The following is a 23,649-nucleotide window of genomic DNA, read 5'->3' on the forward strand; positions in this document are numbered from 1 at the left end:
GCGCGTAGATCTTCGGACAGGGTTCTCGCCATGCAAGCTGGCCTCCGTGCCCAGCAGGCACGGTGAATCAGATTTCGCGCCGGGCGGGAATCCTCAGCGACTCTGAATGGTCAGATTTCGCTCTAGAACGAGGACGGCGTTGAAAAATCGACCGGATCCGTGCGGGAAAGATACAGCATGGTATCTTCGGGGTCTCGCAACAGATGTGCCGCATCCGTGCTGCGCACCACGGCATCATAATCAAGCTTCCGCAGTGGAAATAGCTCAGCCATTTCGGCAATCATGCGTTCCGGGGCTCGGCAGCGGAAGGAATTAAATTCCAACAGGATCTTGATATTCGGGTTTCTCGCAATCGTTTGCTGTAGCCCCGACCACAGCGCCTCCTCGGCGCCTTCGACGTCGATCTTCAGGAAACTGATGGGACCAACCGAGAGATCGTCGAATGCCTGTGTTTCGACTGCCAACTCAATGTGGTCGGGATCCGGTTGGCGGTCAGAGGCCGCCGGCGACAGGGCGCCATTCTTCGGATCCGTCACCAGCGCGCGAAAGTTCAGCCACTCCCCGCTCTTGGCGGCAACAGCCTTGGCATGGCAGTTGGCCCAACGGCTGAAGCCGTTGATGGCGACATTGCGTTGCAACAGATCGAACAGCCTGGGATTCGGTTCGAATGCCATAACGCGACCGCCGGGGCCGACGAGGTCCGCCAGAAGCACCGTGTAATAGCCGAGGTTTGCACCGATATCAGCAACGGTCTCGCCCGGCTTCACGTTCCGCCAGATGAAATCGCTGACCCAGTACTCCCAGTAACCATCAAGCATCAAATGCGGTGCCAAGCCTTGATCACGGCAATCGACAAAGAATTTGTAACGTCCGAGGATACGACACAGGATCGTTTGTGGGTCGACTGCAACACTTTGACAACGAGCTCGGATCGCCGCCTCCAACTCCACCCTGTCGTGGCAGGCGATGAAGTCCTCAAGTGTCAAAAGGCTAAGTCGGTTAGCGAGTGACATGCGCCCTCCCATTGCGAGCTTTGGCGAGGGCCCGGCGAACCACTCAAAGGCTGAGGTAGCATGAAGCCTGCGCAGGCGCCCCATCAATCCCTGCATGCATACCCCGCCCCGCGCCTCAACCATAACCTGGCAATGCAGCGCAAGGAAGCAACATTACAAGGCCAGTATGACCGCATCGCCACCAAAAGTCGGCGATCAGTATAGGTTGCGGGAAAGCGCGCACATCTCCACACCGATGCGGCCATGGCCATTGGTGCAGCTTGGAAGGGGTATATGCCCATCCATGCCTCCACAGCTTTAACAGAGTGCGCAAGTTCGATTTCCGACGACGCACGACGTAATTGCATCTCGTCAATCGGCATCTACGTAATCGTCAATACAAGCCGGCCTTCAACAAGAATTACCCTGGCCCACCCGTTTACGCCTCAGGCAACAATCTCCAGCACCTGTTCAGGCGGCCGAATAAAGAACAACCCACCACACTAGGCGCGATGCCGAGGATTAGGCGAAACTATACGGCGTGTCTGTAACCGCCAGAAGGGCGCCGGAACCTCATGCCCCGGCGCCGGTCCCGGCTACTTGTCCATCGCGTCGCGCGCGGCATCTTTCACCCCGCCGGCCGTGCTTTGCACCTTGCCTTCGGCCTTGTCAGTCTTGCCTTCGGCCTGCAGCTTGGTGTCGCCGGTCACCTTGCCGGCGGCATCCTTGACGGCGCCCTTGGCTTGCTTCGCGGCACCGGCAATGCGGTCCTTGTCCATGGCGTTACCCTTTCTACGGCGCACCGCAAGATGCGGCGGCTTCGGGACAGGAACGCGATGGCATCGCGGAAGGTTGCGGCCTCCGAATCAGCGGAAGGGGAGGGCGTACATCAGCCCGCCCTGCGTCCAGGTCCCGTTGAGCCCGCGCCGCAGCTTCAGCGGGCTGGCCTGGCCAAGGTTGCGCTCGAAGACCTCACCATAATTGCCCACCGCGCGGATCGCATTCGCCGCCCAGGCATTATCGAGGCCGAGCCGGCCGCCGAATTCGCCAGCGGTGCCGAGCAGCCGCTGGATGGTCGGGTTGGGCGAACGCGCCTGCTCCGCGGCATTCGCCTGGGTCACGCCCAGTTCCTCCGCCTCCAGCAGCGCGTAATGCACCCAGGCGATGATGTTGGACCACTGGTCGTCGCCATTGCGGGTGAAGGGGCCGAGCGGCTCCTTGCTGATGGTCTCCTCCAGCACCCGATAGGCCGACGGATCCCGTGCCACCGTCAGCGCGCCGGCAAGCGCGCTGGCATCCTGCGTCATCGCGTCGCAACGGCCGCTGAAGAATGCTTCGTACATCGTGTCCACCCGCTCGAACACCACCGGGCTGAACTTGATGTTGCGGGCACGGAAGACGTCGCCGAGGTTCAGCTCATGCGTGGTGCCCTGGGCGACGCAGATGGTGGCGCCGTCCAGTTCCTGCACCTTTGTCACATTGGCGTCGCGACGGATGGCAAAGCCCTGGCCATCATAGAAATTCACCGGCCCCTGATTGAGGCCGAGCGAGGCGTCGCGCAGGAAGGTCTGGGTGCTGTTGCGGAACAGCACGTCAACCTCGCCGGTCTGCAGGGCAGTGAAGCGGGCCTGCGCGGTCAGCGGCACGAAGCGCACCTTGCTGGCATCGCCCAGCACCGCCGCGGCGACGGCACGGCAGTAATCGGTGTCGAGGCCGCGGAACTCGCCCCGGCTGTCCGGCGCCGAAAAGCCGGCGAAACCCTGGCTGACGCCGCAATTCAGCGTGCCGCGCTGCTTCACCGCCGCCAGGGTCTGTGCCGTGGCTTGCGTGCCGAAGGCCAATGTCAGCCCCGCGACCAGCAGCCAGCGCAGGCGGAGTCTCGCATGCCGTACCATTCCGGGTCCTCCTCATCGGCACGGCGTCCTGCCGCGCCATCGGCCGGGGTGATAGGCCACGGCCCGTCGCAAGGCCACCGTGGCCGGATTCAGCCCCGGGCGACGACGATCAGCACCGCGGACGCCGCCGCACCGATGCGGCGCAGCCGGTGCGGCAGGTGGCCGGCGAACTCCACGGCACCGCCCTGGCCAAGGATCAGGCTGCGGCCGGCGAAGGCCAGCTCGACGCTGCCGGCGAGGACGTAGAGCAGTTCCTCGCCCTCATGCTCATGCGCCCTCGGCGAAATCCGCGCCCGGATGGACGATGAAGGCCGCGAGCGGGGCGTCGCCACGGGTCAGCGCCTCGACGCCGGGCGCCTCGCCCGGCCGGCGCGCGGCGCGGGTGATGCGCACCGCATCCGCCGGCAGCGCTTCGCCCAGCAACTCCGCCACCGGTACGCCGAGCGCCACCGAAAGCCGCAGCAGGGTGGCGACGGAGGGCGCCTTCTGCCCCGCTCAAGCCGTGAGAGGAAGCCCTTATCGAGCCCGACCGCCGCCGCCAGCGCGTCGAGCGTCAGGCCGCGCACGCCGCGCAGCCGCCGAAGCTGCGGGCCGAGCACGCCGAGGGACACCGGGCTCGCTGCCGGCGCGCATTGCGCCCCGCTCACAGATCCAGCACCAGCCGCGGCCCGGCGCAGCCGGCGACGCAGACCATCACATGCTCGGCCCGCTCCTCCGGCTGCAGCACGCGGTCGCGGTGCAGCGGCGGGCCTTCCAGCCAGCGGACCCGGCAGGCGCCGCAGATGCCGCCCTCGCAGGAGGCCTCGACCGTGGCGCCCAATGCCCGTAGCGCCGGCAGCAGCGGCGCCGGTGGCGAGTTCCGCGGTGGCGCCGCTGCGGGCGAGCACCAGGGTGAAGGGCCGGGCCTCGGGGTCGGGGAGCAGCGGCGGCGGGACGAAATGCTCGACATGCGCCTGGCCGGCAGGCCAGCTCTCCGTTGCCGCCTCGAAACCCGCGATCATGCCGGCGGGGCCGCAGCAATAGGCGTGCAGGCCGGACGCGGACGGCCCGAGCAGGCTGGCAAGTGGCGGGCGCGGTGCCGCCGCGGTGTCGTGCAGCCGGGCGCGGCCCCGTGCCAGCAGCGGTGCGAGCTGGTCCGGTAGCGGCGGCGCGTCCCGGTGCAGCACATGCAGCAGGTAGTCGCCGCCGGTCCGCTCCAACGCCGCCGCCATGGCGAGGAAGGGGGTGACGCCGATGCCGCCGGCGATGAAGACATGCCGCACGGCCTCCGCCGACAGCGGAAAGGTGCAGCGCGGCAGCGAGACGCCGAGCGTGTCGCCGGACGCCAGCGCATCATGCAGCCAGGCGGAGCCGCCGCGGCCGGCCGCCTCACGCTTCACCGCCACCACCCAGCGGTCCTGCTCGGCCGGGTCGCCGCAGAGCGAATAGGTGCGGATCATGCCATTCGGCAGGTGCAGGTCGATATGCGCGCCCGGCCTCGCCCGCGGCAGCGGCCAGCCATCCGGGTCCATCAGCACCAGCCGGCGAACTCCCGGGCCGGCCGAAGGAGACATCGATGCCGCGGCTGCTGCGCCAGCAGCCGAGATAACCCTCCGGTTGCCTTTTGTGCCTTGCGCTGCCGGCGGCTTGGCCTGTCAAATGCCTTTGTCTGAGAGCAAATCCGCCCCGCCGGCCAACGGCAGGGGCCAGGATGACAGGGAGGTTGCATGGCTGGCCGCTGGGGCTGCGGGGATGGAGTTCGTCCGCTGAAGGCCGCCGAGCGTGCGGCTGTGGGGCGCTGAATGGCGCTGCTCGAGGTGGAGGAGGTTTTCGTTCGGTTCGGCGGCGTCACCGCCGTGGCCGGGGTGTCCTTCGCGGTCGATGACCGGCAGATCTGCGGCCTGATCGGCCCGAACGGCGCCGGCAAGACCACGCTGTTCAACGTCATCAGCGGCATCTACCGCCCGACCGAAGGCCGGGTGCGCTTCGCCGGGCAGGTGGTGACCGGCCAGCCGCGCCACCGCATGGCCCCGCTCGGCCTCGGCCGTACCTTCCAGAACCTGGCGCTGTTCCGCAGCATGACAGTGCGCGAGAACGTGCTGGCCGGCGCCCATTCCGCCGGCCATGCCGGCTTCCTCGCCAATGCGCTGCGGCTGCCGGCGGCACGGCGGGAGGATGCCGCCGCCGCCGGCCGCGCGGCGCAGCTGCTGGCGATGCTGGAGTTGGAGGCGGTGGCGGATGTGCCGGTGGCCGACCTGTCCTTCGGCACCCAGAAGCGGGTTGAGATGGCCCGCGCCCTGATCTGCGGGCCGAAGCTGCTGCTGCTGGACGAGCCCGCCGGCGGCCTCAATCACGGCGAGGTGGATGGGCTGGCAGAGCTGCTGCGCGACATCCGCGCCCGCTTCGACCTCGCGATCCTGCTGGTCGAGCATCACATGAACCTGGTGATGCGCGTCTCCGACAAGGTGGTGGCGCTGGATTTCGGCCGGAAGATCGCCGATGGCACGCCGGAGGAGGTCCGGAGCGACCCGGAGGTGATCCGCGCCTATCTCGGCGACGGAGGCAGCCATGCCCATGCTGCTTGAAGCCAAGGGGCTGCGCGCCGGCTATGGCCCGACCCATGTGCTGCATGGCCTCGATTTCCTGGTCGAGGATGGCGGCGTGACCGCGCTGCTCGGCGCCAATGGCGCGGGCAAGACCACCACGCTCCGCGCGGTCTGCGGCATGGTGAAGACCGAGGGCGAGATCCTGCTCGGCGGCGAGAACATCGCCGGCTGGGCGACCGAGGACATCGCCCGGCGCGGGCTGGCGCATGTGCCGGACGGCCGCGGCACCTTCATGGAACTGACGGTCGAGGAGAATTTCCGCCTCGGCGCCTATGTCCGACGCGACCGGGAGGTTCAGGCTGATTTCGAGCGGATGTGGGCGTGGTTCCCCCGCCTCCGGCAGCGCTGGAAGCAGCAGGCGGGCACGCTTTCGGGCGGCGAGCAGCAGATGCTGGCCATCGCCCGGGCGCTGCTGCTGCGCCCCCGCCTGCTGCTGCTGGACGAGCCGAGCTTCGGCCTCGCGCCGCTGATCGTGCAGGAGATCTTCGGCATCATGCGCCGCATCCGCGCCGAAAGCGGCGTTGGCATCCTGTTGGTGGAGCAGAACGCCAACCTCGCGCTGGAACTCGCCGACCGGGCCTATCTGCTGGAGACCGGCCGCATCGTCGTCTCCGGCCCGGCGGCGGAGATCCGCGAGGATGAAGCGATCCGCCGTTCCTACCTGGGGTACTGAGCATGGAGGGGCTTGCTCACCAGATCATCGCCGGCATCGCCACGGGGGGCATCTACGCCGCGGTCGCGCTGGCGCTGGTCATGATCTACCAGGCGACGCACCACGTGAATTTCGCCCAGGGCGAGATGGCGACGCTCTCCACCTTCATCGCCCTCAGCATAATCCAGGCCGGCGTGCCCTACTGGCTGGCCTTCCTCGCCACCATCATCGTCTCCTTTGTCATCGGCGTGGTGGTGGAGCGGGTGCTGATGCGGCCGGTGCAGAATGCACCGGTGCTGACCCATGTCGGCGTCTTCATCGGCCTGCTGCTGATCATCGGCAACGGCACCGGCTGGATCTTCGGCTACACCACCAAGGCCTTCCCCTCCCCCTTCAGCAGCGAGCAGCCGCTGCTCGGCGGGCTGGTCTCAGCGCATGAGCTCGGCAGCACCGCGGTGACGCTCGGCGTGCTGGTGCTGGTCTATCTGTTCTTCCGCCATACCTCGCTGGGGCTGGCGATGCGGGCGGCGGCCTACAACCCGCGCTCGGCCCGGCTGGTGGGTGTCCGGGTCGGCTGGATGCTGGCGCTCGGCTGGGGGCTGGCGGCGGCCATCGGCGCGGTCGCCGGCATGATGGTGGCGCCGGTGGTCTTCCTCGACCCCAACATGATGCTCGGCATCCTGCTCTACGCCTTCGCCGGCGCGCTGCTGGGCGGCATCGACAACCCCGCCGGGGCAGTCATCGGCGGCTTCGCCGTCGGCGTGCTGGAGAACCTCGCCGGCGCCTATGTGGTCGGTACCGAACTGAAGCTGACGGTGGCGCTGGCCATCATCATCGGCGTGCTGGTGGTCAAGCCCTCCGGCCTGTTCGGCCGCGTCGTGACGAGCCGGGTATGAGGGTGGGTCGATGAGCGCTGCCGAACAGACCGCCGCGGTCCCGCTGCGCCGCCCCGAAACCACGGTCGCCGGCTGGCAGCGCGCCGCCCTGCTGCTGGCCGGGCTGGCGCTGGCCATCCTGCCAGCCTTCCTGCTGGAGAGCTTCCAGCTGTTCCAGCTGACCATGGCGGTGATCATGGCACTGGCGGTGCTCGGGCTGAACATCGTCACCGGCTACAATGGCCAGATCAGCCTCGGCCATGGCGCCTTCTTCGCCGTCGGCGCCTATGTCACCGCCATATTGATGTCGCATCTGGACTGGTCGTTCTGGGCGACCCTGCCGGTCTCGGCGGTGGTCTGCGGGCTGGTCGGCTATGGCGTCGGCTTTCCGGCGCTGCGGCTCGGCGGCCTTTATCTGGCCCTCACCACCTTCTCGCTGGCGGTGGCGGTGCCGCAGATCCTGAAGCACAAGGCGATCGAGGACTGGACCGGCGGCGTGCAGGGGCTGTTCCTCGTCAAGCCCGACCCGCCGTCCTGGGCGCCCTTCGATCCCGACCAGTGGATGTACCTGGTCGCCGTGCTGGTCTCGGCAGCGTGCTTCCTGCTGGCCTGGAACCTGATCCGCGGCCGCATCGGCCGGGCGCTGATGGCAATCCGCGACCACCCGACCGCGGCCGAGGCGATGGGCATGGATATCGCCACCCTGAAGACCCGCGCCTTCGCCACCAGCGCCATGATCACCGGGATCGCCGGTTCGCTCTCGGCGGTGGCGGTGGAATTCGTCGCGCCGGACAGCTTCACCTTCGCGCTGTCGATCAGCCTGTTCGTCGGCATGGTGGTGGGCGGCGTCGCCTCCATCCTCGGCTCGCTGTTCGGCGGGCTGTTCGTGCTGTTCGTGCCGAACATCGCGGAGACAGTCAGCAAGGCCGCGCCGGGGGTGATCTACGGCATCATCCTCATCGGCTTCCTCTTCATCCTGCCGGATGGCTTCGCCGGGCTGCTGCGCCGTCTCTATGCGCGGGCCCGCCGGGGCGCCGGCTGACCGGGAGACCACCGCCATGACCACCAGCCGCCGTGCCCTGCTTGCCGCAACCGCCGCGACCCTGGCCACGCCCCGGATCGCCCCGGCGCAGCAGGCGCCGGGCGTCACCGCCAACGAGATCCGCATCGGCAGCACCAATGCGCTGTCCGGCCCGGCTTCCTCCTACAGCGTGATCTCGCGCGCGCTGACGGCGGTGTTCAAGCGGCAGAACGACCAGGGCGGCATCGCCGGGCGGCAGATCAATTTCATCGTCTACGACGACGGCTACCAGCCGCCGCGTACCCTGGAGCAGACCCGGCGGCTGGTGGAGCAGGACCGCGTCGCCTTCCTGTTCAACCAGCTCGGCACGCCAACCAACAGCGCCATCCACCGCTACGTCAACCAGCGCAAGATCCCGCACCTGTTCCTGGCGACCGGCGCCGACAAATGGGCCAATCCGAAGGAGTACCCCTGGACCATCGGCTGGCAGCCCAGCTACCGCACCGAGGCGCAGATCTATGCCAAGCACATCCTGGAACAGAAGCCGGATGCGAAGATCGCGCTGCTCTACCAGAATGATGATTTCGGCAAGGATTACGTCAACGGCGTGCGCGACGTGCTCGGCCCGCGCTTCGACGCCATGGTGAAGCTCGCCTCGCATGAGGCGACCGACCCGACGATCGACAGCCAGATCGTCTCGCTGCAATCGACCGGCGCCGATGCGCTGATCTGCGGCATCATCCCGCGCTTCGCCGCGCAGGCGATCCGCCGGGTGCACGACATCGGCTGGCGGCCGCTGATGTTCATGACCAATGTCTCGGTTTCCGGCGCGGTGGTGATGCAGCCGGCGGGGCCGGAGAAGGGGATCGGCCTGATCACCTCCGACTACCGCAAGGATCAGTCCGACCCGGCCTGGGCCAATGACCCCGGGATGAACGAGTGGCGCGACTTCATGCGCCGCTACATCCCGGATGGCGAACTCGGGGACAACAACTACACCTACGCCTATGGCGTGGCGAGCACGATGCTGCAGGTGCTGCGGCAATGCGGTAACGACTTCAGCCGGGAGAACGTCATGCGGCAGGCGACCAACATCAAGCCGCTCGATGTCGCCACCCTGCTGCCCGGGGTGAAGGTGCAGACCCAGCCGAACAACTACAACGTCATCCGCCAGATGCAGCTGCAGCGCTGGGACGGCCGGTCCTGGGTGCGGTTCGGCGGGGTGATCGAGGGCGCAAACGTGTAGGAGCCGCCGGAGCCTATTCGGCGGCGATCCAGCTCTTGCGCTCCCCGGCATAGGCCGCGCCGGGGTTGCCGCTGACCGTCGTCCGCCACATCAGCCGCCGCTCGCGCGCCGCGTCAAACCAGGTCGCGGCATGCACGGTGCAGCGGTTGTCCCAGACCACCAGGTCGCCGCGCGTCCATTCGTGGACGTAGACGAATTCCGGCCTTGTGGCATGCGCCATCAGCGCCTCCAGCAGCGCCCCGCCCTCGCCATGCGGGCCGGGCTCCATGCCGGCGATCGGCCCTTCCAGCCAATCCATCTGGCCGTATTCGCACATGTAGAGGGCGCGCCTGCCGGTCACCGGGTGCACCCGCACCAATGGCTGGCGCTGCGGCCGTTCATGCGGCGCCAGAACCCGCGGCGTCCCCCCCGCCAGCACCGCATCGCGCTTGCGGCCGGCGCCAGAGCTGATGTGCAGCCCCTCCAGCCCTTCGATCCGCGCCTTCATGGTGGGGGACAACGCCGCGTAGGCCGCGCTGGCATCGGCGAACAGCGTCTGACCCTGGCCCTGCGGCACCGGGATGACGGCGAGGAACAGCGAGACGTCGGGCGGCGGCCGGCGGTAGCTCTGGTCGGTGTGCCAGCCGCGGCGATGCGGGAATTGCACCGGCAGCCGGCCATCCGCGGTCAGCGGCGGGTCGGGCATCGGCGGCGGCTGGCGCAGGGCCGGCGGGGTGTTGGAGACGAGGAAAATCTCCGGCACCGTGGCATGCACCATGTTCGGCGCCATGCCGGTCTCGCGGTAATTCTCGACCTCGGGGCCGAACAGGCGGCTGAGCCGCAACAGCAGCTCGGGCGCCTCGGCCATCTCCTCCATGCCCGGCAACAGCAGCAGCCCGCCGCATTCGGCGAGGGCCTGGGGCAGCGCCGCGGGCTCGGCCTCGGCGGCACGCACCACGGCGGCGGCACCGACCGCGCCGGTCGCGCGGAGGAGGCCGCCGAAATTCGCCCCCGCCAGGGGCCGGATGAGTTCGAAGCTGCCGCTCATCCGCTGATTCCCCATGCTGCCGATCGCAGGCTATGCAACGGGTCTCGGCGCGGTCAACCCGGCGCAGGCCGCAGCATGGGTGCGGTTCCGCACCATTCTGCCATCTGCGGGCAGCGGTGTTGATCTCGCGCTGGCGGCTGGACCGTGCGACCTTGGGTAGGCCACCACCCGCCCCCCCGAAACAGAAGACGGGAAACCAATGTCCGAGATTGCAACCCTCACCCGCCCCGCCACCTCGAGGACCGAGCATGTCGACGTGCTGATCGTCGGCGCCGGCATCTCGGGCATCGGCGGCGCCTATCATCTGACCCACCAGCGGCCCGGCACCAGCTACGTGGTGCTGGAATCGCAAGACAGCTTCGGCGGCACCTGGTGGACGCACAAGTATCCGGGCATCCGCTCCGACAGCGACCTCTACACCTTCGGCTATCGCTTCAAGCCCTGGACCGGCACGCCCATCGCGACGGCCGAGGAAATCCGCAAATACATGGGCGAGGTGATCGAGGAGAACGGGCTGGCGCCGCACATCCGCTACCACCACCGCATCGACCACGCAGCCTGGTCCTCGAAGGACAACCTCTGGACCATCGACGCCACCCGCACCGACACCGGCGAGGCGGTCCGCTTCACCACGAATTTCCTCTGGATGTGCCAGGGCTACTACCGCCATGCGGAGGGCTACACCCCGGACTGGCCGGGGATGGAGCGCTTCAAGGGCCGCATCGTCCATCCGCAGAGCTGGCCTGAAGATCTCGACTACACGGGCAAGAAGGTGATCGTCATCGGCTCCGGCGCCACCGCGGCCACGGTCGTGCCGGCGATGGCGCCGACCGCCGGCCATGTCACCATGCTGCAGCGCTCGCCGACCTATTTCCGCACCGGCCGCAATGCCATCGAGATCGCCGATGAGCTGCGCGCCCTCAAGATCGACGAAAGCTGGATCCATGAGATCGTCCGGCGGAAGATCCTGCACGACCAGGCGGTCTTCACCCGCCGCACCTTCGACGAACCGGAGGTGGTGCGGCAGGAGCTGCTGAACAACGTCCGCAGCTATCTCGGCCCGGACTACGACGTGGCGACACATTTCACCCCGGGCTACCGGCCTTGGCGGCAGCGCCTCGCCTTCATCCCGGACGGCGATCTGTTCCAGGGCATCGCCTCCGGCAAGGCCTCGGTCGTCACCGATGAGATCGAGCATTTCGACGAGGCGGGCATCCAGCTGAAGTCCGGCAAACATCTGGCGGCCGACATCATCGTGACCGCCACCGGCTTCCACCTGAACGTGCTGGGCGACATCGCCTTCGAGATCGATGGCAAGCCGCTGGACTTCCATGAAACCGTCACCTACCGCGGCATGATGTTCACCGGCATGCCGAACATGGTGTGGGTGTTCGGCTATTTCCGCGCCAGCTGGACGCTTCGGGCCGATCTGGTCGGCGATTTCGTCTGCCGGCTGCTCGGCCATATGGAGTCGCGCGGGGCGAAGCGGGTCGAGGTGGCGCTGCGGCCGGAGGACAAGGACATGCCGCTGCTGCCCTGGATCGACCCGGAGAATTTCAACCCGGGCTACCTGATGCGCGGCATGCACCTGCTGCCGAAGCGCGGCGACAAGCCGGAATGGCAGCACAACCAGGATTACTGGTCCGAGAAGGACGCCTTCCCGGCCATCGACCTCGACGACGCCGCCTTCGTCTATCGCTGAGCCGGGGGGGCGCGGCCGGAACGGCCGGTCGCGTCCTCGGATGCTGGACGCCGCGCGCCGGGCGCGGCAGGCTCGTACCATGCCCGACTGGACCGTGGCCTCGGAAACCGGCCCGCTGACCGATGTGCTGGTCTGCGCCCCCGACCACTACCGCTGGATCCCGACCAATACCATCGCCCGCCGCACCCTGGCGGCGGGCGGCCAGCCCGATCTGCAGGGGCTGCAGGCGCAGCACCGTGAGCTGGTGCAGGCGCTGGGGCAGGGCGGCACGAGGGTCCACCACCTGCCGCCCGAGCCGCACCTGCCCTACATGGCCTATACGCGGGACAGCGTGGTGGTGACCCATCGCGGCCCGGTGCTGTGCCAGCTCGAACGGCCGCAGCGGCGCGGCGAATATGCCCCGCTGCTGGACTGGCATGCGGCGCAGGGCTCGGGATTCTGGCGCAAATCCTCGACCGGGACGCTGGAGGGCGGCGATGTCCATATCCTCCGCCCCGGCCTGGCCCTAATCGGCGCCAGCGGTGGCCGCACCGACATGGCCGGGGCCGAACAGCTTGCCGGCTGGCTGCGCGCCGAGGGCTGGGAGGTGCGGATCGAAGGCTTCGACGAGCATTTCCTCCACCTCGATGTGCTGTTCTGCATGGCCGCCCCCGGCCTCGCCGTCGCCTGCCTCGACGTGCTGCCGGAGGCGTTCGCCGGATGGCTCTCGGCATCCGGCATCCGCTGCCTGCCCGTCCCGTACCGGGAGGCAATGAACCTCGGCTGCAACATCCTTTCCCTCGGCGGCGGGCGCGTGATATCCGCCCGGGAAAGTCAGAGGCTGAATGCCGCCTTGCGGGCGGAGGGGCTGGTGGTGCTCGACCCCGCGCTCTCGCTGTTCACCGCCGGCGGCGGCGGCCCGCATTGCTTGACCTGCCCGCTGCGGCGGGAGGAGGCCGCCCGATGACCGGAGGGCACGTCGTGCCCGCAGGTCTGAATTGGCCGGCCAGGATGGAGGAAACCGCGTGAACACCCTCGCCCCGCGTCCCGTGGACGCCGTGATCGCTGCCGCCCGGGCCTTCCTCGGCGACCGCCTCTCCACCGCCCAGGCGATCCGCGAGCAGCACAGCCGCGGCGAGGACCAGACCGCGCCGACCCTGCCCGACGCCGTCGCCTATGTGGAGACGACCGAGGAGGTCAGTCGCATCCTCGCCCTCTGCAACCAGCATGGCGTGCCGCTGGTGGCCTTCGGCGCCGGCACCAGCCTGGAAGGCCATGTGAACCCGGTGCGGCGCGGCATCTCGCTCGACCTCTCGCGCATGACCAGCATCCTCGAGGTCAATGCCGAGGACATGGACTGCCTGATCGAGCCGGGGGTGACGCGGCAGCAGCTCAACGACTACCTGCGGGACCAGGGCATGTTCTTCCCGGTGGACCCCGGCAGCGTGTGCACCATCGGCGGCATGTGCGCGACCCGGGCCAGCGGCACCAACGCCGTCCGCTACGGCACCATCCGCGAGAATGTGCTGGGGCTGGAGGTGGTGCTGGCCGACGGCCGCGTCATCCAGACCGGCGGCCGGTCGCGCAAGGCGGCGAATGGCTACGACCTGACCCGGCTGTTCATCGGCAGCGAGGGCACGCTCGGCATCATCACCCGCGTCCGGCTGCGGCTGCATGGCATCCCGGAGGCGCAATCCGCCGCGGTCTGCCAGTTCCCCGACCTGGCAGCGGCGGTGAACACCACCATCGTCACCATGCAATCCGGCATTCCGGTCGCCCGGATCGAGCTGCTGGACGCCGACCAGATGCGGGCCTGCATCAGATACTCGAAGCTCGAAGGCTACCGCGCGACGCCGACGCTCTTCCTCGAATTCCATGGCACCGAGGCCGGAGTGCGGGAACAGGCGGAGGCGGTGGAGGCCATCGCCCTCGACCATGGCGGCGAGGGTTTTGCCTGGGCGACCGACGCCGAAGCTCGTTCCCGGCTGTGGAAGGCCCGGCACGACGCCTATTGGGCGGCGGTGAACCTCATCCCCGGCCACCGCGGCATCACCACCGATGTCTGCGTGCCGATCTCCCGCCTCGCCGAAGCCATCGTCGGCGCCAAGGCGGATGCCGATGCCTTGGGCCAGACCACCTGCATCGTCGGCCATGTCGGCGACGGCAATTTCCATCAGGTGATCCTGTTCGACCCCAACGACCCGGCGGCGCTGGAGCGCGCCTGGGAACTGGACCGGAAGATTGTCGCGCGTGGCCTGGCGCTCGGCGGCACCTGCTCGGGCGAGCATGGCGTCGGCCTCGGCAAGCGCGAATTCCTGGAACAGGAACATGGCGCCGAGGCGCTGGCGCTGATGCGGACCATCAAATCCGGCTTCGACCCGAAGGGCATCCTGAACCCGGGGAAGATCTTCCGGAACTGAACTGACGATGCCGCGTCGGGAGGAAACGGTGCCGCACGGCGGCGGCTATGCGGTGCCGATCCTGGCGCTGACCCTTGGCCATGTCTTTTCCAATGCCGTCCGCACCATCCCTGCCCTGGCCGCCGATGTGCTGCAGCGCGACCTGGGGCTGACCGCGGAGGGGCTCGGGCTACTGACCGGGGTGTTTCCTCTCGTCTTCGCCCTCGGGATGGTGCCGGTCGGCGTCGGGCTGGACCGCTTCGGGGTGCGACGCACCTCGCTCTGCGTGCTGCTGGTCGCCATCTGCGGCGCGGTGCTGGCGGCGCTGGCGCCGGGCGTGCCTGCCATGCTGGTGGCCCAGGCGCTGCTCGGCTTCGGCTGCTCCGGGATGCTGATGTGCCCGATGACCTATGCGGTGCGGGCGGTGCCGCCGGCGCGCTTCGTCATCTGGTCCGGGGTGATCCTGACGCTCGGCAATTCTGGCCTGCTGCTCTCGGCCAGCCCGCTCGCCTGGCTGGTGGAATGGCAGGGCTGGCGGGCCGGCTTCTGGGCCTCGGCCGGGCTGGCGGTGCTGGTCTTCCTGGCGGTGACGCTGACGGTGCGCCAGCCGCCGCCGAAGCGCGGCGCGCCGGCGAGCCTGTGGGAGGATGCCAGGGCGGTGCTGACCATGGCCGCGTCCCGGCCGCTGCGGCCGATGATGGTCATCGCCTTCGCCAGCTTCGCCGTGATGTTCGGCGTCCGCGGCCTGTGGGGCGGCCCCTGGCTGATGGAGGTGAAGGGGCTGAGCCGGATCGAGGCCGGCAACATCCTGCTCGGCTTCGCCGTGGCGATGACGGTGGCGCCGCTGACCTGCAGCTGGATCGGCCGGGCGCTCGGCCGGCCGGCGCTGCTGCTGGCCGGCAGCCATTACGCCGCGGCCTTCATCGTGCTGGCGGTGATCGGTGGCGGGCCGGGCGGGGTGCTCTCGGCGGCGGCCGGGCTGCCGATGCTGCCGGTGACCTGGGATACGGTGCTGTTCATCCTGCTCGGCTTCATCATCTCCTTCCAGGCCCTGACCTTCGACATGGTGCGGAGGGTGGTGCCGCCGGAGGCGACCGGGCGGGCGCTGTCGGCGCAGAACATCTCCTTCTTCGGCGGCGCGGCGGTGCTGCAGGTGGTCTCCGGCCTGGCCGCCGCCTGGGGCGGGCCGGCGGCGGCGCTCGCCTGCTTCGCCGTGGCGCTGCTACTCTGCACCAGCGGCTTCCTGCTGTTGCGACGCCGCGCTTGCTGAAAGGACCATCATGCTGGGCAGCATCCTGGTGGCGCTGGACGACACGCCCGGTGCCGTGGCGGCACGCGGCATGGCGATCGCCCTTGCCCGCCGCAGCGGCGCGGCGCTGACCCTCGCCGCCGTGCTTGACCGGCCGCATACCCGGGACGCCCACGAGCCGGTACCGGTCGGCGGCGCCGCCTTCGCCGAACGCCGCAACGCCGCGCTCGCGGCCCGGCTGGAGGCCGAGGCGGCAGCGGCGCTCGGCGCCGCCCGTGCCGCCTGCGGCGACCTGCCTCATGCGGTGCTGAGCCTGGAGGATGCGCCGGAGGCGGCGCTGCTGCGGGCCGGCGCGGCGCATGACCTGATCGTGCTCGGTCGCGACAGCACCCTGGGCCAGGAAGAGGCGGAGGATGGGTTCGCCCCGGTGATTGAGGCGCTGCTGAAGGACGGCCCGCGGCCGCTGCTGGTGGTGCCACCGGGCGCCCCGGCCGAGGGCGGCGTCCTGATCGGCTATGATGGCTCCCTGCCCGCCCAGCGGGCGCTGCAGAGCTTCGCCCTGCTTGGCCTGGCGGATGGCAGGGCGGTGAAGCTGCTGGCGACCAGCCCGGAGCGGGCGGAGGCGGCGCGGCTGACCACCGAGGGCGCCGCCTACCTGCGCCACCATGGGGTGGCGGTGACGGAACGCGCGGTGACTGGCAACCATCCCGCCGAGCTCCTGCTGGCCGAGGCAGCCGACCTGCCGGCCCGGCTGCTGGTCATGGGAGCTTTCGGCAAGACCGGGTTGCGCGCCCTGCTGCTCGGCACCACGACGCAGCGCCTGCTGCGGGAAGCGCCCTGCGCGGTTTTCGTGCAGCATTGAGCGATGGTGATCGGCCAGGGTGGGGAGGCGCAGCGCCGGCCGATACCGCCGCAGCCCGGCCTGAATGCAACCTTGGCCGCATCCCATGAGGAGGCTGGAGTGGACCGGCGTTCAGAGGTGGACGCAATCCGCCATGGCGCAGCGCGCTTTCCGCAGCCTGAACTGGCCTGCCGCCTGGAGAACAGGTAATTCGTTTACGAGTGCTTGCCATCAAAGTCGGTTGGGGCCAAATCGTTCTCGCTATCTTTCGCAGTGCACAATGCGCCGCGTGGGCCCATGCCGCCCTAATCGGAACAATCCCATGCACCGTCCGGCTACCTTCGCCCTGCTTCTGCTGCTCGCCACGGGGCCGACCGCAGGGTCTGCACAGGCCCAGTTCGGGCCGCAGGGTCCACCCGCAGTCGGTGTCATCAAGGCGGAACGCCGGCCGGTGACGGAAAGCGTCGAGTTCGTCGGTCGCATCGAGGCGGTGAACCGCGTCGAGATCCGCGCCCGCGTCACCGGCTTCCTGCAGGAACGCCTGTTCCAGGAAGGCCAGGAGGTGACGGCCGGCGAGGTCCTGTTCCGTATTGAGAAGCCGCCCTTCGAGGCATCTCTGGAACAGGCTCGCGCCAATGTCGCCTCCGCCCAGGCGACGCTCGAGAATGCCCGCGTCTCCCTCGCCCGCGCGCGGGAGCTGCAGCAGACCGGCGCCGGCACCCGTGTCGCGCTCGACAACGCACAGGCGCAGGAGCGCACGGCCAACGCCGGGCTGCTCGCTGCCCAGGCGCAGGCGCGTACCGCCGAGATCAACCTCGGCTACACCGACATCATCGCGCCGATCGACGGCAAGATCGGCCGTGCGACCTACACACCGGGTAATGTCGTCTCCCCTACCCTGACCGAGCCGTTGGCGACCATCGTCAGCCAGGACCCGATGCGCGTCGCCTTCACCGTCTCCGCCCGCGCCGGGGTCGAGCTGCGCAACCGTTACGAGAGTCGCGGCGGAGTGAATGCGGTGCGGATCCGGATCCGGCTGACGGACGGGCGGGTCTACGGGCAGTCCGGGCAGATCGACTTCATCGACACCCAGATCGATCGCAACACCGACAGCCTGCTGATCCGCGCCCTGATGCCGAACCCACGGCGCGACGGCGTCCAGGCCGGCGCCGGCGACCGCGAGCTGATCGACGGGCAGTTCGTCACCGTCTCGGTTGAGGGGGTGGAGCCGGTGCAGGCCATCGTGCTGCCGCGCGCCGCGGTGCTGCAGGACCAGGGCGGCAACTACGTGCTGGTGGTGGCGGCGGAGAACCAGGCGCAGCGCCGCTCGGTGCGGCTCGGCCAGACGTTGAACGACCAGGTGGTGATCGAGAATGGCCTTGAGGGTGGCGAGACCGTCATCAGCGAGGGGCTGCAGCGGGTTCGCCCCGGCCAGCCGGTGAACCCCGGCCCGGCCGGACAGCCGCCACGGCCACCGGCGGGTGCCGCCGCACCCGGCCGGCAGGGCTGACCCGGCATGATCTCGGCAGTCTTCGTCGACCGGCCACGGCTGGCGATCGTCATCGCCATCGTGACCACCCTGGCCGGCGCGCTGGCGCTGCTGCGCATTCCTGTTGCGCAGTTCCCGGACATCGTGCCGCCGCAGGTTTCGGTGAACGCAACCTACCCCGGCGCCTCGGCGGCGGTGGTGGAGGCGACCGTCGGGCAGATCATCGAAAGCGCCGTCAACGGCGTCGAGAACATGATCTACATGCGCTCGAACAGCGCCAATGACGGCACCTATTCGCTGAGCGTCAGCTTCGCCCTCGGCTCCAACCCCGATATCAACACCGTCAACGTCAACAACCGCATCCAGGCCAACCTGGCGCGGCTGCCGCAGGAGGTGCAGCGGTCCGGCCTTATCGTCCGCAAGCAATCCTCCGCGGTATTGCAGTTCATCGCGCTGACCTCGAACAGCGCCGAGCACACGCCGCTGTTCCTGTCGAATTACGCGACGATCAACATGATCGACCGCATGGCGCGCGTCCCCGGCGTCGGCCAGGTGAACCTGTTCGGCGCGATGAACTACTCGATGCGAGTCTGGTTCGAGACCGACCGGCTGACCAGCCTGAACCTGACGCCGCAGGACATCGTCTCGGCGATCCAGAGCCAGAACATCCAGGCCGCGGTCGGCCGCATCGGCGCCCAGCCGATCCCCGACACCCAGCAGTTCCAGATGAACATCCAGACCATGGGGCGGCTGGTCACGCCGGATCAATTCGGCAACATCATCATCCGCGCCAACGCCGATGGCTCGGTGCTGCGGGTGCGCGACGTGGCGCGCGTCGAGCTCGGCGCCCAGAGCATGGATACCCAGAGCCGGCTGAACGGCCAGCCGGCCATCACCATGGGCGTCTACCTCTCGCCCGGCGCCAATGCGGTGTCGGTCTCCAACGCCATGCAGAAGACGCTGGACGAGCTCGGCACCCGCTTCCCGGAAGGAATGCGGGCGCAGGTGCTGTACGACAGCTCCACCTTCGTGGTCGACACCATCGGGGAGGTGATCACGACGCTGCTCGAGGCCTTCGTCCTCGTCGTCATCGTCGTCTACCTGTTCCTCGGCTCGATCCGCGCCACGCTGATCCCGACCATCGCGGTCCCGGTCAGCCTCATCGGCTCCTTCGCCATCCTGCTGGCCATCGGCTACAGCGCCAACACCATCTCCCTGCTCGGCATGGTGCTGGCCATCGGCATCGTCGTCGACGACGCCATCGTGGTCGTCGAGAACGTCGAGCGGGTGATGGAGGAGCACCCTGACTGGACGCCCAACCGGGCGGTGAAGCAGGCGATGGCCGAGATCACCGCGCCGATCATCGCGATCACGCTGGTGCTGCTCTCGGTCTTCGTGCCGATCGCCTTCATCCCCGGCCTGTCGGGCGTGCTGTTCCGGCAGTTCGCGGTGACCATCTCGGCGGCGATGGTGATCTCGGCGATCAACGCGCTGACCCTCTCGCCGGCGCTCTGCGTGCTGTTCCTCAGGCATACCGGGCCGAAGCGCGGACCGATCAAATACGTCCTCCGCGGCATCGACAAGGTGCGCGACGGCTATGCCGCGGTGGTGCGGCGGCTGGTGCGGGTCTCGGTCCTGTCGCTGGCCATCACCGTAGGGCTGGCCTTCGCCATCTTCGCCATCGGCTCGAAGACCCCGCAGGGCTTCCTGCCGCAGGAGGACCAGGGGACATTCTTCGTCCAGGTCTCCCTGCCGCAGGCCGCCTCGCTCTCCCGCACCCGCGCCGCGGTGGAGCAGGTGGAGGGCATTCTGAAGGACATCCCGGCGGTCGAGAACGTGCTGTCCATCGTCGGCTTCAGCCTGATCGACCAGGGCGCGCAGTCCAACTCCGCCTTCATCGTTGCGCGGCTGAGGCCCTTCGAGGACCGCACCAAGGCGGAGGACTCGGTCTTCGCCTCCATCGGCCGGGTGTTCGGCGCCGGCGCCGCGGTGCGCACCGCGACGGTGGTGGCCTTCAACCTGCCGCCGATCATCGGCCTCGGCACCGGCGGCGGCTTCGAGTACCAGTTGCAGGACCTCTCGGGGCGCGACCCGGCGGAACTCGGCAGCGCCATGCTCGGCCTGGTCGTCGCCGCCAACCAGGATCCGCGGCTGCAGCAGGTGTTCTCCACCTTCTCCGCCGCTACGCCCTCGCTGTACCTCGACGTGGACCGGGACAAGGCCCAGGCGCTCGGCGTGCCGGTGAGCGCGATCTTCTCGGCGTTGCAGGCCTCGCTCGGCGGCTTCTATGTCAACGACCTCAACCTGTTCGGCCGCACCTGGCAGGTGAACATCCAGGCCGAGGGCCAGGACCGCGACGACATCGACGACATCTGGCGCATCCGGGTACGCAACACCCGCGGCGACATGGTGCCGTTGCGCGCCTTCGCCGATGTGCGGATCGTCGTCGGGCCGCAGACCATCAGCCGCTACAACAACTATCGCGCGGTCTCGATCAGCGGCTCGCCCCGGGCCGGCGTCTCCTCCGGCGACGCGCTGGCGGCGATGGAGGAGCTTTCCGGTCGCGTGCTGCCGGCCGGCTACGGCTTCGAGTGGACCGGCACGGCCTATCAGGAGAAGCTGGCGGCGGGGCAGACGATCTACGTCGTCGCCCTGGCGGTGCTGTTCGCCTACCTCTTCCTCGTTGCTCTGTACGAGAGCTGGACCATCCCGGTGCCGGTGCTGCTCTCCGTCGTGGTCGGCGGGCTCGGCTCCTTCCTTGCCATCCAGATCGCCGGGCTCAGCCTCGACGTCTATGCGCAGATCGGGCTGGTGGTGCTGATCGCGCTGGCGGCGAAGAACGGCATCCTGATCATCGAATTCGCCAAGGAGGCGCGGGAGCGCGGCATGTCGATCCGCGACGCGGCGATCGAAGGCTCCCGCCTCCGGTTCCGCGCGGTGATGATGACCTCCATCGCCTTCTGCCTCGGCCTGCTGCCGCTGGTCACGGCGACGGGCGCGGCGATGCTGTCCCGCCGCGCGGTCGGCACCCCGGTGTTCGGCGGCATGCTGGCGGCCTCGCTGTTCGGTATCTTCATGATCCCGATGCTCTACGTCGTGTTCCAGACGCTGCGGGAGAAGGTGAAGGGCTGGTTCGGGGTGCCGCCGCTGGAGCCCGCCGCCATCGGCCCGGGTGAGAGCCCGCGCCCGGCGCCGGACCGCCCGCGGCACTGAGGGACCGGCTTGGCCGTGGAACGGGGGAGGAATTCCCACCTTCCCCCTTCCCGTCGCCCCCATGATCCGCAGATGATGGGGCACGGAATCACGGACGGGAGGTCGCCATGGCGAAATTCGGGCTGAGCCAGCCGCTGCGCCGCATCGAGGATCCACGCCTGCTGAAGGGCGACGGCCGCTACACCGACGACATCGCCCCGCCGGGCGCCACCCATGGCGTGGTGCTGCGCAGCCCGCATGCCGCGGCGAAGATCCTCTCGATCGACACCGCACCGGCGCTGGCGGTGCCCGGCGTGCTGGCGGTCTTCACCGCCAAGGATTGGGCGGACCAGGGGCTCGGCGAGATTCCCTGCGTCATTCCGCTGAAGAACAGCGACGGCACCGCCCGGTCCAGCACCCCGCGCGGCGCCCTGGCGACCGACCGGGTGCGGCATGTCGGCGACCCGGTGGCCTTCGTCGTCGCCGAGACCGCCCAGGCGGCGAAGGACGGCGCCGAGGCGGTGTTCGTCGACTACGAGGAGCTGCCCTCCGCCACCGACCTCGCGACGGCCCATAAGCCCGGCGCGGCGCAGGTCTGGGACGGTATCCCGAACAACATCGCCTTCGACTGGGAGACTGGCGACAAGGCCAAGGTCGAAGCGCTGATGCAGCAGGCGGCGCATGTGACGAAGTTGACGGTGGTGAACAACCGCGTTGTCGTCGCCAGCATGGAAGTGCGCGCCGCCACCGCCGAATACGACGCGGCGCAGGAGAAATTCACCCTGACCTGCGGCACCCAGGGCTCCTGGCTGGTGAAGGAGCTGCTGGCCGGCAGCGTCTTCCACCTGCCTCCCGAAAAATTCCGTGTGGTGACGCCGGATGTCGGCGGCGGCTTCGGCATGAAGCTCTACCTCTACGCCGAATACGCCCTGGTCTGCATGGCCGCCCGCACTCTGCAGCGCCCGGTGAAATGGACCAGCGAGCGGACCGAGGCCTTCCAGTCCGACACCCATGGCCGCGACAACATCACCGAAGGCGAGCTGGCGCTCGACAAGGACGGCAAATTCCTGGCGCTCCGCACCCGGAACTACGCCAACATGGGCGCCTATCTCAACACCTTCGCGCCGATGATCCCGACCATGGCGGGCACCAAGGTGCTGGCCAGCGTCTATGATTTCCAGGCAATCCACGCCAACGTCATCGGCGTGCTGACCAACACCGTGCCGGTGGACGCCTATCGCGGCGCCGGCCGGCCGGAGAGCAACTACGTGGTCGAGCGGCTGATCGACGCCGCGGCACGCGAGCTGGGCATCGACCGTGTCGAGATCCGCAAGCGGAACATGGTCGGCCAGGGCGCCATGCCCTACGTCTCGGCCATGGGCCAGCGCTACGACAGCGGCGATTTCGCCACCGTGCTGGATGCGGCGCTGAAGAAGGCCGACTGGGCCGGCTTTCCGGCCCGTCGCGCCGCCGCCGCCGCACGCGGCCGGCAGCGCGGCATCGGCCTCGCCTACTATCTGGAAGCCACCGGTGGCGGCCCGACCGAACGCGCCGAGGTGCGCTTCGCCGCGGACGGCTTCGCCGAGGTGCTGGTCGGGACCCAGAGCACCGGGCAAGGGCACGAGACCGCCTATGCCATGCTGACCAGCCACGAGCTGGGCATCCCGATCGAGCGGATCCGCATCATCCAGGGCGATTCCGACGAGATCCCGACCGGCGGCGGCACCGGCGGCGCCCGCAGCCTCTATTCCGAGGGCCAGGCGATCCTGCTGACCACCGCCACGGTGATCGAGAAGGGCAAGCAGGCGGCTTCGGAGCATCTGGAGGCCGCGGTCGCCGACATCGAATTCACCCCGGCGGCCGGCAAGTTCAGCGTGGTCGGCACCGACCGCGGCGTCAACATCCTCGACCTCGCCCGCATCCAGCGGGAGCGGGCGGCGAAGGGCGAGCCGGCGACCTTGCTCGATGCCGCCGAGGTGGCGGACATCAAGTCGCACACCTTCCCGAACGGCTGCCACATCGCCGAGGTGGAGGTCGAGCTCGACACCGGGCTGATCACGGTGCCGCGCTACATCGTCGTCGACGATGTCGGCCATGCGATCAACCCGATGATCGTGCGCGGCCAGGTGCATGGCGGCGTGGCGCAGGGCATCGGCCAGGCGGTGCATGAACGCACCGCCTACGACCCGGAGAGCGGCCAGCTGCTCTCGGCCAGCTTCATGGACTACGCCCTGCCGCGCGCCGAGGATCTGCCGGATATCGAGGTGGATTTCATCTCGGTGCCCTGCGAGACCAACCCGCTCGGCGTCAAGGGCGCCGGCGAGGCAGGGGCGGTGGGCTCGCCGCCGGCGCTGATGAATGCGCTGGTGGATGCGCTGTCGCAGGTCGGGGTGAACCACCTGGACATGCCGGCGACGCCGGAGAGCGTGTGGAAGGCGATCGCCCAGGCGAAGGCGGCCTGAGACAGGACGGGGGGCCGCTCAAGGCCCCCCGCTTCGGCTCGAA

19 protein-coding genes are annotated in these 23,649 nt (G+C 68.9%); 13 read left to right on the top strand and 6 right to left on the bottom strand.

The genetic code is table 11. The annotated features are described in order from the left end of the window. Window positions 1-122: 122 nt before the first annotated feature. From H7965_RS15365 to H7965_RS32275, 5 genes are all read right to left on the bottom strand, one after another. Window positions 123-1,013 carry an FkbM family methyltransferase gene (locus H7965_RS15365; RefSeq protein WP_186771473.1) on the bottom strand — a complete coding sequence of 297 codons (891 nt, stop codon included), beginning with the start codon at window positions 1,011-1,013 and terminating at the stop codon, window positions 123-125. A gap of 575 nt (window positions 1,014-1,588) precedes the next feature. Next, window positions 1,589-1,771 carry a CsbD family protein gene (locus H7965_RS15370; RefSeq protein ID WP_186771474.1) on the bottom strand — a complete coding sequence of 61 codons (183 nt, stop codon included), beginning with the start codon at window positions 1,769-1,771 and terminating at the stop codon, window positions 1,589-1,591. Between the two features lie 87 nt (window positions 1,772-1,858). Next, window positions 1,859-2,887: an amino acid ABC transporter substrate-binding protein gene (locus tag H7965_RS15375; protein WP_186771475.1), complete on the bottom strand. Its 1,029-nt coding sequence runs from the start codon at window positions 2,885-2,887 to the stop codon at window positions 1,859-1,861. Between the two features lie 89 nt (window positions 2,888-2,976). Next, window positions 2,977-3,219, bottom strand: coding sequence for a cupin domain-containing protein (locus H7965_RS15380; RefSeq protein ID WP_186771476.1), 243 nt, complete (start codon window positions 3,217-3,219; stop codon window positions 2,977-2,979). Window positions 3,220-3,222: 3 nt separating this feature from the next. Then, window positions 3,223-4,398, bottom strand: coding sequence for a helix-turn-helix domain-containing protein (locus H7965_RS32275; protein WP_261394227.1), 1,176 nt, complete (start codon window positions 4,396-4,398; stop codon window positions 3,223-3,225). A 270-nt stretch (window positions 4,399-4,668) separates the two neighbouring features. On the opposite strand from H7965_RS32275, the gene H7965_RS15395 reads away from it, so the two are divergent. The 5 genes from H7965_RS15395 to H7965_RS15415 are packed head-to-tail and all read left to right on the top strand — an operon-like array spanning window position 4,669 to window position 9,266. After that, window positions 4,669-5,451 carry an ABC transporter ATP-binding protein gene (locus H7965_RS15395; protein ID WP_186771478.1) on the top strand — a complete coding sequence of 261 codons (783 nt, stop codon included), beginning with the start codon at window positions 4,669-4,671 and terminating at the stop codon, window positions 5,449-5,451. Further along, a complete protein-coding gene (locus H7965_RS15400; protein WP_186771479.1) occupies window positions 5,435-6,145 on the top strand; it encodes an ABC transporter ATP-binding protein in 711 nt (236 codons plus the stop codon). Before H7965_RS15395 ends, H7965_RS15400 begins: the two co-directional genes overlap by 17 nt. Window positions 6,146-6,147: 2 nt before the next feature. Beyond that, window positions 6,148-7,020 carry a branched-chain amino acid ABC transporter permease gene (locus H7965_RS15405; protein ID WP_186771480.1) on the top strand — a complete coding sequence of 291 codons (873 nt, stop codon included), beginning with the start codon at window positions 6,148-6,150 and terminating at the stop codon, window positions 7,018-7,020. Between the two features lie 10 nt (window positions 7,021-7,030). After that, window positions 7,031-8,041, top strand: a complete 1,011-nt coding sequence (locus H7965_RS15410) for a branched-chain amino acid ABC transporter permease (protein WP_186771481.1) — start codon at window positions 7,031-7,033, stop codon at window positions 8,039-8,041. 16 nt (window positions 8,042-8,057) lie between these two features. After that, entirely contained in the window at window positions 8,058-9,266 is a 1,209-nt protein-coding gene (locus tag H7965_RS15415; RefSeq protein ID WP_186771482.1) for an ABC transporter substrate-binding protein, read from the top strand. Between the two features lie 13 nt (window positions 9,267-9,279). Here H7965_RS15415 and H7965_RS15420 read toward each other — a convergent pair whose 3' ends face one another. Next, window positions 9,280-10,293 carry a TauD/TfdA dioxygenase family protein gene (locus tag H7965_RS15420; RefSeq protein WP_186771483.1) on the bottom strand — a complete coding sequence of 338 codons (1,014 nt, stop codon included), beginning with the start codon at window positions 10,291-10,293 and terminating at the stop codon, window positions 9,280-9,282. A 199-nt stretch (window positions 10,294-10,492) separates the two neighbouring features. Between H7965_RS15420 and H7965_RS15425 the strand changes: the two genes are divergently transcribed. The 8 genes from H7965_RS15425 (at window position 10,493) to H7965_RS15460 (ending at window position 23,606) form a co-directional block, all read left to right on the top strand. Continuing rightward, a complete protein-coding gene (locus H7965_RS15425; protein ID WP_186771484.1) occupies window positions 10,493-11,995 on the top strand; it encodes a flavin-containing monooxygenase in 1,503 nt (500 codons plus the stop codon). Window positions 11,996-12,074: 79 nt separating this feature from the next. Next, window positions 12,075-12,941 (top strand): dimethylarginine dimethylaminohydrolase family protein, encoded by an 867-nt coding sequence (locus H7965_RS15430; RefSeq protein ID WP_186771485.1) that lies wholly within the window; start codon window positions 12,075-12,077, stop codon window positions 12,939-12,941. Window positions 12,942-12,999: 58 nt separating this feature from the next. Then, complete coding sequence (locus H7965_RS15435) at window positions 13,000-14,394, top strand: FAD-binding oxidoreductase (protein ID WP_229682636.1); 1,395 nt, start codon at window positions 13,000-13,002, stop codon at window positions 14,392-14,394. Between the two features lie 28 nt (window positions 14,395-14,422). Then, window positions 14,423-15,643: an MFS transporter gene (locus H7965_RS15440; protein WP_229682635.1), complete on the top strand. Its 1,221-nt coding sequence runs from the start codon at window positions 14,423-14,425 to the stop codon at window positions 15,641-15,643. Window positions 15,644-15,653: 10 nt separating this feature from the next. Next, window positions 15,654-16,484: a universal stress protein gene (locus H7965_RS15445; protein ID WP_186771487.1), complete on the top strand. Its 831-nt coding sequence runs from the start codon at window positions 15,654-15,656 to the stop codon at window positions 16,482-16,484. A gap of 301 nt (window positions 16,485-16,785) precedes the next feature. Next, window positions 16,786-17,973 carry an efflux RND transporter periplasmic adaptor subunit gene (locus tag H7965_RS15450; protein ID WP_229682634.1) on the top strand — a complete coding sequence of 396 codons (1,188 nt, stop codon included), beginning with the start codon at window positions 16,786-16,788 and terminating at the stop codon, window positions 17,971-17,973. Between the two features lie 6 nt (window positions 17,974-17,979). Next, window positions 17,980-21,165, top strand: a complete 3,186-nt coding sequence (locus tag H7965_RS15455) for an efflux RND transporter permease subunit (RefSeq protein ID WP_186771489.1) — start codon at window positions 17,980-17,982, stop codon at window positions 21,163-21,165. 107 nt (window positions 21,166-21,272) lie between these two features. After that, entirely contained in the window at window positions 21,273-23,606 is a 2,334-nt protein-coding gene (locus tag H7965_RS15460; protein ID WP_186771490.1) for a xanthine dehydrogenase family protein molybdopterin-binding subunit, read from the top strand. Window positions 23,607-23,649: the final 43 nt, after the last annotated feature.

The sequence above is a fragment of the Siccirubricoccus deserti genome, from assembly GCF_014283215.1.
GTDB lineage: Bacteria > Pseudomonadota > Alphaproteobacteria > Acetobacterales > Acetobacteraceae > Siccirubricoccus > Siccirubricoccus deserti.